The 15,986-nt window shown below is 53.7% G+C and carries 12 protein-coding genes; 4 read left to right on the forward strand and 8 right to left on the reverse strand.

Going from position 1 to position 15,986, the window contains the following annotated elements; all coding sequences use genetic code 11:
• The first annotated feature begins 66 nt into the window (after positions 1-66).
• The 3 genes from gltB (at position 67) to ACJHYW_RS05855 (ending at position 7,254) form a co-directional block, all read left to right on the forward strand.
• Positions 67-4,527, forward strand: coding sequence for a glutamate synthase large subunit (gene gltB / locus ACJHYW_RS05845; protein WP_032245892.1), 4,461 nt, complete (start codon positions 67-69; stop codon positions 4,525-4,527).
• Positions 4,528-4,539: 12 nt separating this feature from the next.
• Positions 4,540-5,958, forward strand: a complete 1,419-nt coding sequence (gltD, locus tag ACJHYW_RS05850; protein WP_000081682.1) for a glutamate synthase subunit GltD — start codon at positions 4,540-4,542, stop codon at positions 5,956-5,958.
• A 183-nt stretch (positions 5,959-6,141) separates the two neighbouring features.
• Complete coding sequence (locus ACJHYW_RS05855) at positions 6,142-7,254, forward strand: YhcG family protein (RefSeq protein ID WP_000445109.1); 1,113 nt, start codon at positions 6,142-6,144, stop codon at positions 7,252-7,254.
• 59 nt (positions 7,255-7,313) lie between these two features.
• Here ACJHYW_RS05855 and nanQ read toward each other — a convergent pair whose 3' ends face one another.
• From nanQ to nanR, 6 genes are all read right to left on the reverse strand, one after another.
• Entirely contained in the window at positions 7,314-7,778 is a 465-nt protein-coding gene (gene nanQ, locus ACJHYW_RS05860; protein WP_000979888.1) for an N-acetylneuraminate anomerase, read from the reverse strand.
• The gene (nanK, locus tag ACJHYW_RS05865) at positions 7,775-8,650 is read right to left on the reverse strand and encodes an N-acetylmannosamine kinase (RefSeq protein ID WP_061092739.1); all 876 of its coding nucleotides are present in this window, start codon (positions 8,648-8,650) and stop codon (positions 7,775-7,777) included. The genes nanQ and nanK overlap by 4 nt, the downstream gene beginning before the upstream one ends.
• Positions 8,647-9,336, reverse strand: coding sequence for an N-acetylmannosamine-6-phosphate 2-epimerase (locus tag ACJHYW_RS05870; protein WP_000054239.1), 690 nt, complete (start codon positions 9,334-9,336; stop codon positions 8,647-8,649). Before ACJHYW_RS05870 ends, nanK begins: the two co-directional genes overlap by 4 nt.
• Positions 9,337-9,383: 47 nt before the next feature.
• Entirely contained in the window at positions 9,384-10,874 is a 1,491-nt protein-coding gene (gene nanT / locus ACJHYW_RS05875; RefSeq protein ID WP_000108455.1) for a sialic acid transporter NanT, read from the reverse strand.
• A gap of 108 nt (positions 10,875-10,982) precedes the next feature.
• Positions 10,983-11,876, reverse strand: a complete 894-nt coding sequence (gene nanA, locus ACJHYW_RS05880) for an N-acetylneuraminate lyase (RefSeq protein WP_000224706.1) — start codon at positions 11,874-11,876, stop codon at positions 10,983-10,985.
• Positions 11,877-11,997: 121 nt separating this feature from the next.
• Positions 11,998-12,789: a transcriptional regulator NanR gene (nanR, locus tag ACJHYW_RS05885; protein WP_000523850.1), complete on the reverse strand. Its 792-nt coding sequence runs from the start codon at positions 12,787-12,789 to the stop codon at positions 11,998-12,000.
• A 379-nt stretch (positions 12,790-13,168) separates the two neighbouring features.
• Between nanR and dcuC the strand changes: the two genes are divergently transcribed.
• Entirely contained in the window at positions 13,169-14,536 is a 1,368-nt protein-coding gene (dcuC, locus tag ACJHYW_RS05890) for an anaerobic C4-dicarboxylate transporter DcuC (protein ID WP_000466983.1), read from the forward strand.
• 43 nt (positions 14,537-14,579) lie between these two features.
• On the opposite strand, the gene sspB is transcribed toward dcuC, so the two are convergent.
• Together sspB and sspA are read right to left on the reverse strand one after the other, a co-directional pair.
• Positions 14,580-15,077, reverse strand: a complete 498-nt coding sequence (sspB, locus tag ACJHYW_RS05895) for a ClpXP protease specificity-enhancing factor (RefSeq protein WP_000366126.1) — start codon at positions 15,075-15,077, stop codon at positions 14,580-14,582.
• 5 nt (positions 15,078-15,082) lie between these two features.
• Entirely contained in the window at positions 15,083-15,721 is a 639-nt protein-coding gene (gene sspA, locus ACJHYW_RS05900; RefSeq protein WP_000257293.1) for a stringent starvation protein SspA, read from the reverse strand.
• Positions 15,722-15,986: the final 265 nt, after the last annotated feature.

A 15,986-nucleotide genomic window follows, 5' to 3' on the forward strand; every position in this document is an offset into this window, starting at 1 on the left:
CTTTCTGTGCCCGTGCGCAGCGGTTCGGAAGTGGGGTTCCCGCAGAGCCTGGGGGAGGTTCACGATATGTTGTACGATAAATCCCTTGAGAGGGATAACTGTGGTTTCGGCCTGATCGCCCACATAGAAGGCGAACCTAGCCACAAGGTAGTGCGTACTGCAATACACGCACTGGCCCGCATGCAGCACCGTGGCGCGATTCTCGCCGATGGTAAAACCGGTGACGGTTGCGGCTTGCTGTTACAAAAACCGGATCGCTTTTTTCGCATCGTTGCGCAGGAGCGCGGCTGGCGTTTAGCGAAAAACTACGCCGTCGGGATGCTATTCCTGAATAAAGATCCTGAACTCGCCGCTGCCGCACGCCGCATCGTTGAAGAAGAACTGCAACGCGAAACCTTGTCGATTGTGGGCTGGCGTGATGTCCCCACTAACGAAGGCGTGTTGGGTGAAATCGCCCTCTCCTCTCTGCCACGCATTGAGCAAATTTTTGTGAACGCCCCGGCAGGCTGGCGTCCACGCGATATGGAGCGCCGTCTGTTTATCGCCCGCCGCCGCATTGAAAAGCGTCTCGAAGCCGACAAAGACTTCTACGTCTGTAGCCTGTCGAATCTGGTGAACATCTATAAAGGTCTGTGTATGCCGGCGGATCTGCCGCGCTTTTATCTGGATCTTGCGGACCTGCGTCTGGAATCGGCCATTTGCCTGTTCCACCAGCGCTTCTCCACTAACACCGTACCGCGCTGGCCGCTGGCGCAGCCGTTCCGCTATCTGGCGCATAACGGTGAAATCAACACCATCACCGGTAACCGCCAATGGGCGCGTGCGCGTACCTATAAATTCCAGACGCCGCTGATCCCTGACCTGCACGACGCCGCGCCGTTCGTCAACGAAACCGGCTCTGACTCCAGTTCCATGGATAACATGCTGGAACTCCTGCTGGCAGGCGGGATGGATATCATCCGCGCCATGCGTCTGTTAGTGCCACCCGCCTGGCAGAACAACCCGGATATGGACCCGGAACTGCGTGCCTTCTTTGACTTTAACTCCATGCATATGGAGCCGTGGGATGGTCCGGCGGGCATCGTGATGTCTGACGGTCGTTTTGCCGCCTGTAACCTCGACCGTAACGGTCTGCGTCCGGCGCGCTTTGTCATCACCAAAGACAAGCTCATCACCTGCGCCTCTGAAGTCGGTATCTGGGATTATCAGCCTGACGAAGTGGTCGAAAAAGGCCGCGTCGGGCCAGGCGAACTGATGGTGATCGACACTCGCAGTGGGCGTATTCTGCACTCGGCAGAAACCGATGACGATCTGAAAAGCCGCCATCCATATAAAGAGTGGATGGAGAAAAACGTCCGCCGTCTGGTACCGTTTGAAGATCTGCCCGATGAAGAAGTGGGGAGCCGCGAACTGGACGACGACACGCTTGCCAGCTACCAGAAACAGTTTAACTACAGCGCGGAAGAGCTGGACTCCGTAATTCGCGTACTGGGCGAAAACGGTCAGGAAGCGGTCGGTTCGATGGGCGATGATACCCCATTCGCCGTGCTCTCCAGTCAGCCGCGCATTATTTACGACTACTTCCGCCAGCAGTTTGCCCAGGTGACTAACCCGCCAATCGACCCGCTGCGTGAAGCGCATGTTATGTCGCTCGCCACCAGTATCGGTCGTGAAATGAACGTCTTTTGCGAAGCAGAGGGCCAGGCGCACCGTTTAAGCTTTAAATCGCCGATTCTGCTCTACTCGGATTTCAAACAGCTCACGACGATGAAAGAGGAGCACTACCGCGCAGATACGCTGGATATCACCTTTGACGTCACCAAAACCACGCTCGAAGCGACGGTTAAAGAGCTGTGCGACAAAGCCGAAAAAATGGTACGTAGCGGCACCGTGCTGCTGGTGCTCTCCGACCGGAATATCGCTAAAGATCGCCTGCCGGTTCCGGCTCCGATGGCGGTTGGCGCGATCCAGACCCGTCTGGTCGAGCAAAGCCTGCGTTGCGATGCCAACATCATCGTCGAAACCGCCAGCGCCCGTGATCCGCACCACTTCGCCGTGTTGCTGGGTTTCGGCGCGACGGCTATTTATCCGTACCTTGCCTATGAAACGCTGGGCCGTCTGGTAGACACCCACGCGATTGCCAAAGATTATCGTACCGTGATGCTCAACTATCGTAACGGCATCAACAAAGGCTTGTACAAAATCATGTCCAAAATGGGCATCTCCACCATCGCCTCTTATCGCTGCTCGAAACTGTTTGAAGCGGTCGGTCTGCACGATGATGTCGTGGGCCTGTGCTTCCAGGGCGCGGTTAGCCGCATTGGCGGGGCGAGCTTTGAAGACTTCCAGCAGGATCTGCTGAATCTGTCGAAACGTGCCTGGCTGGCGCGTAAGCCCATCAGCCAGGGCGGCCTGCTGAAATACGTGCACGGTGGCGAATACCACGCCTACAACCCGGACGTGGTGCGCACACTGCAACAGGCGGTACAAAGCGGCGAGTACAGCGACTATCAGGAATACGCGAAGCTGGTTAATGAGCGTCCGGCAACCACGCTGCGCGATCTGCTGGCAATTACGCCGGGTGAAAACGCAGTCAACATTGCCGATGTTGAACCGGCAAGCGAACTGTTTAAACGCTTCGATACCGCTGCGATGTCTATTGGCGCGTTAAGCCCGGAAGCCCACGAGGCGCTGGCTGAAGCGATGAACAGCATCGGCGGTAACTCGAACTCCGGTGAAGGGGGTGAAGATCCGGCGCGCTACGGTACCAACAAAGTCTCACGCATCAAGCAGGTGGCGTCCGGTCGCTTCGGTGTTACTCCGGCGTATCTGGTCAATGCTGACGTCATTCAGATTAAAGTCGCCCAGGGCGCGAAGCCGGGCGAAGGCGGTCAGTTGCCGGGTGATAAAGTCACTCCTTACATTGCCAAACTGCGCTATTCGGTGCCCGGAGTGACGCTGATCTCCCCGCCGCCGCACCACGATATCTACTCTATCGAGGACTTAGCGCAGCTCATTTTCGACCTCAAGCAGGTTAACCCGAAAGCGATGATCTCCGTGAAGCTGGTGTCCGAACCGGGCGTCGGCACCATCGCGACTGGCGTGGCGAAAGCTTATGCGGACTTGATCACCATCGCAGGCTATGACGGCGGCACCGGCGCAAGTCCGCTTTCATCGGTGAAATACGCAGGCTGTCCGTGGGAACTCGGCCTGGTGGAAACCCAACAGGCGCTGGTTGCCAACGGCTTGCGTCACAAGATCCGTTTGCAGGTCGATGGCGGACTGAAAACGGGCGTTGATATCATCAAAGCGGCGATTCTCGGCGCAGAAAGCTTCGGCTTCGGCACTGGCCCAATGGTCGCGCTCGGTTGTAAATATCTGCGAATTTGCCACCTGAACAACTGCGCCACGGGTGTAGCAACTCAGGATGACAAACTGCGTAAGAATCACTATCACGGCCTGCCGTTCAAAGTGACGAATTACTTTGAGTTTATCGCCCGTGAAACCCGCGAGCTGATGGCACAGCTGGGCGTAACACGTCTGGTGGATCTGATTGGTCGCACCGACCTGCTGAAAGAGCTGGACGGTTTCACCGCCAAGCAGCAGAAACTGGCGCTGTCGAAGCTGCTGGAGACTGCCGAGCCGCATGCAGGTAAGGCACTTTACTGCACCGAAAACAATCCGCCGTTTGATAACGGCCTGCTGAACGCGCAGTTGCTGCAACAGGCAAAACCGTTTGTTGATGAACGCCAGAGCAAAACCTTCTGGTTCGATATCCGCAACACCGACCGTTCTGTCGGCGCATCGCTTTCAGGCTATATCGCCCAGACGCATGGCGATCAGGGGCTGGCAGCCGATCCGATCAAGGCGTACTTCAACGGCACCGCAGGCCAGAGCTTCGGCGTGTGGAACGCGGGCGGCGTGGAACTGTACCTGACCGGTGATGCCAACGACTATGTCGGTAAAGGCATGGCGGGCGGCTTAATCGCCATTCGTCCTCCGGTTGGCTCAGCCTTCCGCAGCCATGAAGCAAGCATTATCGGCAACACCTGCCTGTATGGCGCGACCGGAGGTCGTCTGTATGCCGCAGGCCGCGCGGGTGAACGTTTCGGCGTACGTAACTCCGGTGCTATCACCGTGGTAGAAGGCATTGGCGACAACGGCTGTGAATATATGACGGGCGGTATTGTCTGTATTCTGGGTAAAACCGGCGTTAACTTCGGCGCGGGCATGACCGGTGGCTTCGCTTACGTTCTCGATGAAAGCGGCGATTTCCGCAAACGCGTTAACCCGGAACTGGTCGAGGTCTTAAGCGTTGACGATTTGGCGATCCATGAAGAGCATCTGCGTGGTCTTATCACCGAGCATGTGCAGCATACCGGTTCCCAGCGCGGTGAAGAGATTCTGGCGAACTGGTCAACCTTCGCCACGAAATTCGCGCTGGTTAAACCGAAGTCCAGTGATGTAAAAGCACTGCTGGGTCACCGTAGTCGTAGCGCAGCAGAGTTGCGCGTGCAGGCGCAGTAAGGGGTAGCAACAATGAGTCAGAATGTTTATCAATTTATCGACCTGCAGCGCGTTGATCCGCCAAAGAAACCGCTGAAGATCCGCAAAATTGAGTTTGTTGAAATTTACGAGCCGTTTTCCGAAGGCCAGGCCAAAGCGCAGGCTGACCGCTGCCTGTCGTGCGGCAACCCATACTGCGAGTGGAAATGCCCGGTACACAACTACATCCCGAACTGGCTGAAGCTCGCCAACGAGGGGCGTATTTTTGAAGCGGCGGAACTGTCGCATCAGACCAATACCCTGCCGGAAGTGTGCGGACGTGTCTGCCCGCAAGACCGTCTGTGCGAAGGTTCCTGCACCCTGAACGATGAGTTCGGCGCAGTGACCATCGGCAACATTGAGCGCTATATCAACGATAAAGCGTTCGAAATGGGCTGGCGTCCGGATATGTCCGGCGTGAAACAGACCGGTAAAAAAGTAGCGATTATCGGTGCAGGCCCGGCGGGTCTGGCGTGTGCGGATGTGCTGACGCGCAACGGCGTAAAAGCGGTTGTCTTCGACCGTCACCCGGAAATTGGCGGCCTGCTGACCTTCGGTATTCCGGCTTTCAAGCTGGAAAAAGAGGTAATGACGCGCCGCCGTGAAATCTTCACCGGCATGGGTATTGAATTCAAACTCAATACCGAAGTGGGCCGCGACGTACAGCTGGACGATCTGCTGAGTGATTACGATGCCGTGTTCCTTGGCGTCGGGACTTATCAGTCAATGCGCGGCGGGCTGGAAAACGAAGACGCCGATGGCGTGTACGCAGCGCTGCCGTTCCTTATCGCCAACACCAAACAGTTAATGGGCTTTGGCGAAACTCGCGAAGAACCGTTCGTCAGCATGGAAGGCAAACGCGTGGTGGTCCTTGGCGGTGGCGACACTGCGATGGACTGCGTGCGCACGTCTGTACGCCAGGGGGCAAAGCACGTTACCTGTGCCTATCGTCGTGATGAAGAGAACATGCCGGGTTCCCGCCGCGAAGTGAAAAACGCGCGGGAAGAAGGTGTTGAGTTCAAATTCAACGTCCAGCCACTGGGTATTGAAGTGAACGGTAACGGCAAAGTCAGCGGCGTAAAAATGGTGCGCACAGAAATGGGCGAACCGGATGCCAAAGGCCGTCGCCGCGCAGAGATCGTGGCAGGTTCCGAACATATCGTTCCGGCAGATGCGGTGATCATGGCGTTTGGTTTCCGTCCACACAGCATGGAATGGCTGGCAAAACACAGCGTCGAGCTGGATTCGCAAGGGCGCATTATCGCCCCGGAAGGCAGCGACAACGCTTTCCAGACCAGCAACCCGAAAATCTTTGCTGGCGGTGATATCGTCCGAGGTTCCGATCTGGTGGTGACCGCTATTGCCGAAGGTCGTAAGGCGGCAGACGGTATTATGAACTGGCTGGAAGTTTAAGCTCTGTCCCAGCGCCGCCTTCTCAGAAAAGAGTCGGCGCTGAAATTCTCCTTTCGTTCTGGAAATCGCCTCGCATAATCTGAAGAAAACCAATGTAATACGCACATCTGGATTGTTACCGGCAGATGCCCGGCGTATAGCTGATTCCATTATTCAACACTGCGCCATATGAAGGGACAGATAATGGAATCGCTCTCAGAAGGAACCACAGCAGGCTACCAGCAAATCCACGACGGCATTATTCATCTGGTCGATAGCGCCCGGACGGAAACGGTACGTATTGTTAACGCGTTAATGACCGCCACATACTGGGAAATTGGCCGACGAATTGTCGAATTTGAACAAGGTGGCGAGGCCAGGGCTGCGTATGGTGCGCAGCTAATCAAGCGACTATCAAAGGATTTACGTCTAAGGTATAAGCGTGGGTTTTCCACCAGGAATTTATGGCAGTTTAAGAATTTTTATATTTGTTTTCAACGAATTGAAATTGTGCAGACACTGTCTGCACAATTCACCCCCACAATTCGCCAGACACTATCTGGCGAATCTTGCCATTTAGCGCAACTTGCCAAATCCTTCCCCCTGCCCTGGTCCACTTACGTCCGTTTGCTTTCTGTTAAAAACGCTGACGCTCGTAGCTTTTATGAGAAAGAGACACTCCGCTGTGGCTGGTCTGCTCGTCAGCTCGAACGGCAAATTGCGACCCAATTTTATGAACGGACACTACTGTCACATGACAAATCAGCCATGCTGCAACAACACGCTCCTGCCGAGACGCATATTCTTCCGCAACGGGCGATACGCGATCCCTTTGTGCTCGAATTTCTGGAATTGAAAGATGAATATTCAGAATCTGATTTCGAGGAGGCGCTGATCAACCACCTGATGGATTTCATGCTGGAACTTGGGGATGATTTTGCCTTTGTTGGTCGGCAGCGAAGGTTACGCATTGATGACAACTGGTTTCGGGTCGATCTGTTGTTTTTCCACCGCCGTTTACGCTGCCTGCTAATCGTCGATCTAAAAGTGGGCAAATTTAGCTATAGCGATGCCGGACAAATGAATATGTATCTCAACTACGCCAAAGAGCACTGGACGCTACCGGATGAAAATCCGCCCATCGGTCTGATTCTCTGTGCAGAGAAAGGAGTCGGAGAAGCGCATTATGCACTGGCTGGTTTACCTAACACCGTTCTGGCGAGTGAATATAAGATGCAACTACCTGATGAAAAACGACTCGCGGATGAACTCGTTCGAACACAGGCGGTGTTAGAGGAAGGCTATAGACGCCGTTAATTTCAGCGGTTTCGAATTCTCCAGACACTGTCTGGAGAATCTTTAAAACGAACTAAGTTTTAAGCCATTAAATCAGCCTTAACCTTCACCACAACCTTTTTAATTTCTCCAGGCTCGCCAACAACGCATCCTGGTTTATGCGGTTCTCCCGGCATAAACACGGCGAACATTCCCGGTTTTAAGATGATGGCTTGCTCGTTCTCAATGGCGCTGCAAAGCTGGTAATCATCCTCATGGTGGAACTCTTCACACTGACGCGCAGTGCCTGCCGTGCCAAACAGAATCCGTTCCTCACCGTTTAATAACAGCTGGATATCAATGTATTGCTCGTGCAGCTCCGCTTTTTTCTCAACGGGCGATTGAGTGTTAAACGTCATGACATTCATAAAGATATTGTCACCCTGTAATTCGTAACGGCCAGGCGCTTTTTCTTGCGGTCTGGCAGCTAATGCCAGCGTTAACGCGTCCTGTAACGCAGGATGTAATCCGGCAGACGGTAATGACTGTACTTCACCCATCATCATAATATTTCTCCCTGGGCCAACAGCGCAGCCCCAAGTAAACCTGCATCGTGGCGGTAGTGCGCCGCCAGTAAATCAACATGAAATGCCGCTGGCTCCTGCGCCAGATACGTTTCCACCAACGCCAGATACCCTTCTGCCAGACCAACGCTGCCACCGACCACCACGCACTGGCAATCAGTTGTGGCTTTAATATCAGCGATCAGCCTTGCCAGCACATGTGCGGAGCGGTGAATCAGTTGCTGCGCCTGCTCATCGCCCTGCCCGGCGTGCGTGAAAATAGTTTTCGCATTCGCACCAGCCAACTCCCCTTGCGCTGCCGCCGCAATGCCGCGACCAGAAGCAATCGCCTCCACGCAACCAGTGCGTCCACAGCCGCAGACTGGACCATGAGGATCAGCCAGCGTATGCCCGATGTGCCCCGCCAGACCGCCAGGGCCGGTAAGCAGTTTGCCGCCGCTCACTACACCGCCGCCGACGCCAGTGGAAACGGTGATAAAGACCATATCGGTTATATCGCCTTCCAGCGCCTGATACTCCGCCCACGCTGCGGCCTGCGCGTCGTTAATGGCAATGGTCGGCAAATCGGTAAGCTGCTCCAGTGTTTTAACTAACGGAAAGTGTAGCAATCCACCGAGATTATGCGGATTCAGCGCCAGCAGGCTGCCGTCGCGAATAATTCCGGTAGAAGCGATGGCAACCCGCTGCGCATGAGCTTGCAACGGAGAGACTAATGCGGATAAGGCATCACGCAAGGCTTCTGGTGTCTGGCTGGCAGGCGTAGGAAGTTCTCGGCGATCGCGGATCTGCCCGTCAGCGCCAATCAGCGCGGCGGCAAGTTTAGTACCGCCGATATCAATCGCCAGTGTGGTCATAGCACCGCCTTTTTCATCGCTGTGTTGTACCACTGACAAATGTGTTCAAGACGCGTAATGGCAGAACCGACCGTCACCGCCCACGCGCCGTGGCGCATCGCATCCGCCGCCTGAGCAGGCGTGTTGTAACGCCCTTCGGCAATCACCCGACATCCGGCGTCGCTCAACGTTTTCACCAGCGCCAGATCCGGCTCTTCTGGCGTTTCAGGCGTGGTATAGCCAGAAAGCGTAGTGCCAATAATTTCGGCTCCCAGCTTTTGGCATGCCAGGCCGTCTTCCGGCGTTGAGCAGTCGGTCATCGCCAGTAAACCGTGATGATGGATACGTGCCAGCAGCGTTTCAACAGGCACCGGACGCGGGCGGTCGGTGCCGTCAATGGCGATAATGTCCGCGCCCGCCTGCGCCAGCGCATCGACATCTTCAATATAGGCCGTGATGCGTACCGGAGAATCCTCCAGATCGCGTTTCACAATTCCAATAATCGGCACGCTCACCACCGCACGCGTGGCTTGCAGATTTGCCACACCTTCGATGCGAATGGCAACCGCGCCCGCCTGCTCTGCCGCTAATGCCATGGCTGCGACGATTTCGGGTTTATCGAGCGGGCTGTCAGGAACCGGCTGGCAGGAGACAATCAGGCCACCGTTAGCAGCGATTTTTTGATCCAGTTGTGCAAGTAACGACATACATCTTCCCTTAGCGAAAGGCCCGGTACATAGACCGGGCAACAGGATTAACTTTTGGTTTTGACTAAATCGTTTTTGGCGCTGCCAAACGGCACGGCACCGCTAAATGGTTTGCCGTCGATAGCGTCATGAGTACGCAATGCTTCCGGGCGCAGCCAACGCTGAACGCGAGAAGGCATATCCAGACCAATCAGCAGGATCACCACAAATGTCAGACTGAACGAGAGCGATGCCAGCGCAGTACCCAGATCCAGACGTTGAGCGATCAACGCGCCGATGATTGGGGCCAGTGCGCCGCCCAATGCGCCAACGTTGTAGGTAAAGCCCAGGCCCGCTGCACGCTGGTCGGTATCGAAATAACCGCCAATCAGTTTCGGTAAGATCCCGGCGATCCCTTGTCCAAGCATTTGCTGGAAGAACAGTAACAGACCGAGCACCCAGACGTTTGCGCCGCCAATCGCAAATACCGGAATAATCAGCAGCTGCGAGGCCAGCAGACTACAAACGTACGCTTTGCGGGTTCCCAGCCAGTCACCGAGGAAGCCACCGACGCAGCACCCCACCGCCGCGCCAAAGCCACTAAAGAACAGCACATTGGCGACAGTATGCGGGTCATAAGCCAGATCGGTTTTCAGATACGTTGGCAGCAGCGCCTGAATCGGCCATGAGTAGAGGAAAGCAAACAACACGACCACCATCAGCATTACGCCCGTTGGCCAGCGTTTGCCCGTACTCTGCACCATAAAGCTGATAAAGATTGCGGCGCATAACAGCCCAAGAACAGCGACGATCGCGGCATTTTGCAGGTTACCGGCGAAGCAGAACCACAGCGCAGTAGCCGCCGCCAGTGTCATTACGATATTGGCAATGCGATGTTCACCACGGTAGAGAATATCCACCATTGTGCGTACCGGTGCTTTACCAGCATGTTTCTCTTTCCAGTCTTCCGCTTCCGGGATGTTTTTACGCAGCCAGAGAGCAAAGATGATTGGCAAAATGCCGATAAAGAACAGCGCACGCCAGCCCCAGACCGGAACCACCAGACTATAGACCTGAGCGGCAACGACGGCCCCCACTGAGAAGCCTGAAATCAGAAAACCACTGGCTTTGTTACGCAGATGCTTTGGCCAGCTTTCAATGACATAGGTGGCGCTGGAACCGTATTCACCCGCCATCCCCATGCCGATGACCAGACGAGCGATAAACATGGTGATGTAGCCTGGCGCAAAGCCGCAGGCCAGCGTCCCGGCCGAGAAGAGAACGATGCTGGTGACCATTGCCAGACGACGCCCGTAGCGGTCACCCATAGCGCCGAGCATCAGGCCGCCGAACCAGCGAGAGATAAAGGCTGCGGAGATCAGACTTGCCGCCTGCACCGTCGTCAGCCCGAATTCACCCTGTACTTCGGTGAGTACCAGGGCGATTAAAACGAAATCAAAACCGTCAAGCAGATATCCCAACCAGGCAGCGGAAAATGCCCGCCATTGTGCGCGGTTAAGATGGCGATACCACGGGATATTCTGGGTTGTAGTACTCATTGTGAGTCTCCCGCGGTGGGCGATGCCCACACGCTTTGGTATGAAAATTGTAGGGTACAGATGCGTTTATTTCCCCTCACCCGGTAGGGGCGAGCGAGGGGAAAAAACTCACCCGCGCTCTTGCATCAACTGCTGGGCCAGCGCCTTCAGTTCTGGCAGATATTTTTCATCTACCGGACCAAACGGTTTGCGGCACAGCGGCACAGAAACGACATCCATATAATGGAGGACCGTTTTCAGGCCGCGGAATACGCCCGTTTTGATCAGTAAATCAATGACTTTATTACATTCGGTTTGCAGCTTCTGCGCGGTCTGGATATCGCCTTCTTTCAGCGCCTTAACAATGCCCTGATAACGCCAGCCCATGATGTTGTAGGTACTACCGATACCACCATCAGCGCCCGCCAGAAGACCAGAGGCGAAGATTTCGTCGTAACCGTTATAGAGCACCAGATCCGGATGTTCACGACGGATCTGCTCCATCTGATAGAGATCGCCAGAGGTCTGTTTCAGCGCGCCAACACCTGGCAACGTAACCAGAGTGTTGATCTGATCCAGGCTCAGTTTAACGCCACTTAACGCCGGAATGTTGTACACCACCATCGGCAAACCATCCGCTGAATCAATAATTGCCCGATAGTGATCGCAGTGTTCTTCAAAGCTGAAAGGATAGTAGAACGGTGTGACGGCGGAGACGGCATCGAAGCCATAACGTTTAGCCGATGCCGCAAGTTGTTGGCTTTCGGCGGTGCTGACGCAACCTACGTGAGCGATGAGTTTAATCTTGCCTTTCGCCTCTTCGGCGACGATTTCCAGTACCTGTTCACGCTCGGAAAGGCTTTGTACAAAGGCTTCGCCGGTAGAACCACCCACGTATAAACCGTCGATGCCCTGCTGAATATTGAACTGAACCAGGCGACGCAGACTCGCTTTATCCAGTGCTTGTTGTTGATCAAAAGGAGTCAGGAGTGCGGCCATTACGCCACGTAAATTCGTTGCCATAAATACCTCTGAAGTGATGCTTGTCTGATAAACGATATACCTTTATACCTGTTATACCAGATCAATTAAGCAACACCCCATACAGAAAGCTTATAATGCGATCTGCTTCACTAAAGTGGCATTATTTCTTTTTGTTGGTGGTCTGACCGAAGGCGTGCCAGGTAGCAGAGACGCTGTTGAGATGCGATTGCAACGCGCGATCGGCTTCATCGGGATCGTGGCGGCGGATCGCGTCAACGATCGCAATATGCTGTTGATAGCTAACGTTGTTATGCTCGTGCAGAGCCTGATCAGCCACGGTTGGACGTGCGGCGATCAGCCAGTCGAGCAGGGCAACGTGGATCGCCATGAAGATTGGGTTACCGGGGATCTCCGCCAGCACGCGGTGGAAATCAACGTCTGAACGAATGAATGCCGCGTTGTTATCCAGCGACTGACTGTTGATTTCCAGTGCTTTTGCCAGCAAATCGATTTGCTCATCGGTAGCGTGTTCAGCCGCATAGCGCACCAGGCTGGATTCAAAGAACAGACGTAATTGTTCGAAATGGGCAATCCCGCCAGGATGAGAAAGGAAATCTTTCGCCATGCCGGAAAGCTCGCCGATGATGGTGTCCGCAGAAGGACGTGAGACGCGAGCGCGTTCGCCGTTGTTTATCTGCACCAGACCTTTGCGTTTTAACGCTGCCAGCGCTTCACGCACCGAAGGACGCCCGACGTTAAAGAACGCCATCAGTTCGCGTTCAGACGGTAATTGTTCACCTTCGCCAAATTCACGACGGCGGATCATCTGTTCCAGCTCTTCTTCCACCATTTCGGAGAGTTTTTTACGCGCCAGCGGGCGGCTGCGTAAGTTGCGGCCAATTACAGGTGAAGAATCTTCGGTTTGCGAATCAAATGCGTTCATAAGGCCCATTCTGTAAGGTCAGTGTGATTAACATCATCAGTGACATCCTATCACAGGATTGAAAGTAGGGGGAAATGGCGGGGTTTTCTCTTTGTGCCTCATCATTACTATAATTAACTGAATAATTAACTATTGCGAAAAATTAATGTAACGCAGATAAAAACATCCCGATTGAATTATTCATAAGACTATTAACAAGTATTATGAATATTATGAATGTGTTCTTACAAAATAATCATAAGCGCATATTTTTTAATGAAAAATCACCTCATCTACAATTAAAAACACGACATCCGCACCATAAATAGCCTTGCAAAAAATATAACATCATTGTTTTCAATCTGCCGTTTATGGGATTGACCGTTTTCTTTTGACACGGAGTTCAACAATGTTCGGCATAATTATATCTGTCATCGTATTAATTACGATGGGCTATTTGATCCTGAAAAACTACAAACCTCAGGTGGTGCTGGCTGCCGCAGGTATCTTCCTGATGATGTGCGGTGTCTGGTTAGGGTTCGGTGGTGTGCTCGATCCCGCCAAAAGCAGCGGCTACTTGATCGTCGATATTTATAATGAAATCCTGCGCATGCTGTCCAACCGCATTGCCGGATTGGGGCTGTCGATTATGGCAGTGGGCGGTTATGCCCGCTATATGGAGCGCATAGGGGCAAGTCGCGCGATGGTGAGCTTGTTAAGCCGCCCGTTAAAACTCATTCGCTCGCCGTATATTATTCTGTCGGCAACTTACGTCATCGGCCAAATCATGGCGCAGTTTATTACCAGCGCCTCCGGTCTGGGTATGTTGCTGATGGTCACCTTATTTCCGACGCTGGTGAGTCTGGGAGTAAGTCGTCTCTCTGCGGTGGCGGTTATCGCAACCACCATGTCCATTGAGTGGGGGATTCTGGAAACGAACTCCATTTTTGCTGCCCAGGTCGCAGGAATGAAAATTGCCACTTACTTCTTCCACTACCAGCTTCCGGTCGCCTCTTGCGTCATTATCTCGGTGGCGATCTCCCACTTTTTCGTGCAACGCGCTTTCGACAAAAAAGATAAACATATCAATCACGAACAGGCAGAGCAAAAAGCTCTCGATAATGTCCCGCCGCTCTATTACGCCATTTTACCGGTGATGCCGTTAATCCTGATGCTCGGCTCGCTGTTCCTTGCCCACGTCGGGCTGATGCAGTCAGAACTGCATCTGGTGGTGGTGATGTTACTGAGTTTGACGGTGACGATGTTTGTTGAGTTCTTCCGCAAGCATAACTTGCGCGAAACAATGGACGATGTGCAGGCGTTTTTTGACGGCATGGGTACGCAGTTTGCCAACGTGGTAACGCTGGTGGTCGCGGGTGAAATATTTGCGAAAGGCTTAACGACGATTGGCACTGTCGATGCGGTTATCAGGGGGGCGGAGCATTCTGGTCTGGGCGGTATTGGCGTGATGATTATTATGGCGCTGGTCATTGCCATTTGTGCCATTGTGATGGGCTCAGGCAATGCGCCGTTTATGTCATTTGCCAGTCTTATTCCGAATATCGCAGCCGGACTACATGTACCAGCGGTTGTAATGATTATGCCAATGCATTTTGCCACGACGCTAGCGCGCGCTGTTTCGCCGATTACTGCGGTGGTGGTCGTTACGTCAGGAATTGCAGGCGTTTCGCCTTTTGCGGTAGTGAAGCGGACAGCGATCCCCATGGCAGTCGGTTTCGTGGTGAATATGATTGCCACTATCACGCTATTTTATTAAGCGATTAAAAAGACAAAACAGGCCGCCAGGGCCTGTTTTAGTATTACTTCACAACGCGTAATGCTGGTCGACCACCGCGTGGTGGCTGCGGTGGTTCATCGTCAGGATGAGTGTCATCATCGTGATCTGGCTTGTCGCCATCAATAACCGACATAACGGTTTCGTTGTCTGCCGATGCCTCTTCATCATTCATGATGCTGGCATCTTCATCGTAGGCAGCTTCAGGTTCAAACATCGTGCCTGCGCCATTTTCACGGGCGTAGATAGCCAGCACGGCAGCCAGCGGCACAGAAACCTGACGCGGAATGCCACCAAAGCGCGCGTTAAAGCGCACCTCATCATTCGCCAGTTCCAGATTGCCGACAGCTCGCGGCGCAATGTTGAGTACGATTTGCCCGTCACGCGCATATTCCATAGGAACCTGCACGCCAGGGAGCGTCACATCCACCACCAGGTGCGGCGTGAGCTGGTTATCCAGCAACCACTCATAGAATGCACGCAGCAGATAGGGACGACGTGGTGTTAGCTGTGACAAATCCATACAGATTAACTCCGGCCCAGACGCATTTCACGTTCAGCTTCAGTTAAAGAAGCAAGGAAAGAGTCACGCTCAAAGACGCGGGTCATATAGCCTTTCAGCTCTTTCGCACCCGGGCCGCTGAACTCGATGCCCAGTTGCGGCAAACGCCACAGCAGCGGAGCAAGGTAGCAATCGACCAGGCTGAACTCATCGCTCAGGAAGTACGGCTTCTGACCGAAGACCGGCGCAATCGCCAGCAGTTCTTCGCGCAGTTGCTTACGTGCGGCATCTGCTTCAGAAGCTGAACCGTTGATGATGGTGTTCATCAGCGTGTACCAGTCTTTTTCGATGCGATGCATGTACAGACGGCTTTCACCGCGAGCTACCGGGTAAACAGGCATCAGTGGCGGATGCGGGAAACGCTCATCCAGATATTCCATAATGATGCGAGATTCCCACAGGGTCAGCTCACGATCCACCAGGGTCGGAACGCTCTGATTCGGGTTGAGGTCAATCAGATCCTGAGGCGGATTGTCCTTTTCCACGTGTTCGATCTCGAAACTTACACCTTTCTCAGCCAGCACAATGCGGACCTGATGGCTATAGATGTCAGTAGGACCGGAAAACAGCGTCATTACCGAACGTTTGTTGGCAGCGACAGCCATGAAAACCTCCAGGTATAGTCAGAATTTTTACTGCTACCAGCCACCAGGTGGCCAGTCAGAAGTTGTGTTACCCAGTAAGGAACGACTCTCTTTGTTCGAAAATCAAACAAAAAATGAGCAATACCCGACATTTGGGCAGAAAATTGGATGATAGTTTACCAGATTTTGCGACCTTTGTGGTGAGTCGATGCCGGAAATGGGGAAAAAGAGATGCGCTTTAGTCTGAAATAGTTGACTTAATCCCCCACCGGGAATGTTGTTTTAA

Source organism: Escherichia sp. WS3063, from assembly GCF_046486595.1.
Classification (GTDB): Bacteria; Pseudomonadota; Gammaproteobacteria; order Enterobacterales; family Enterobacteriaceae; genus Escherichia; species Escherichia coli.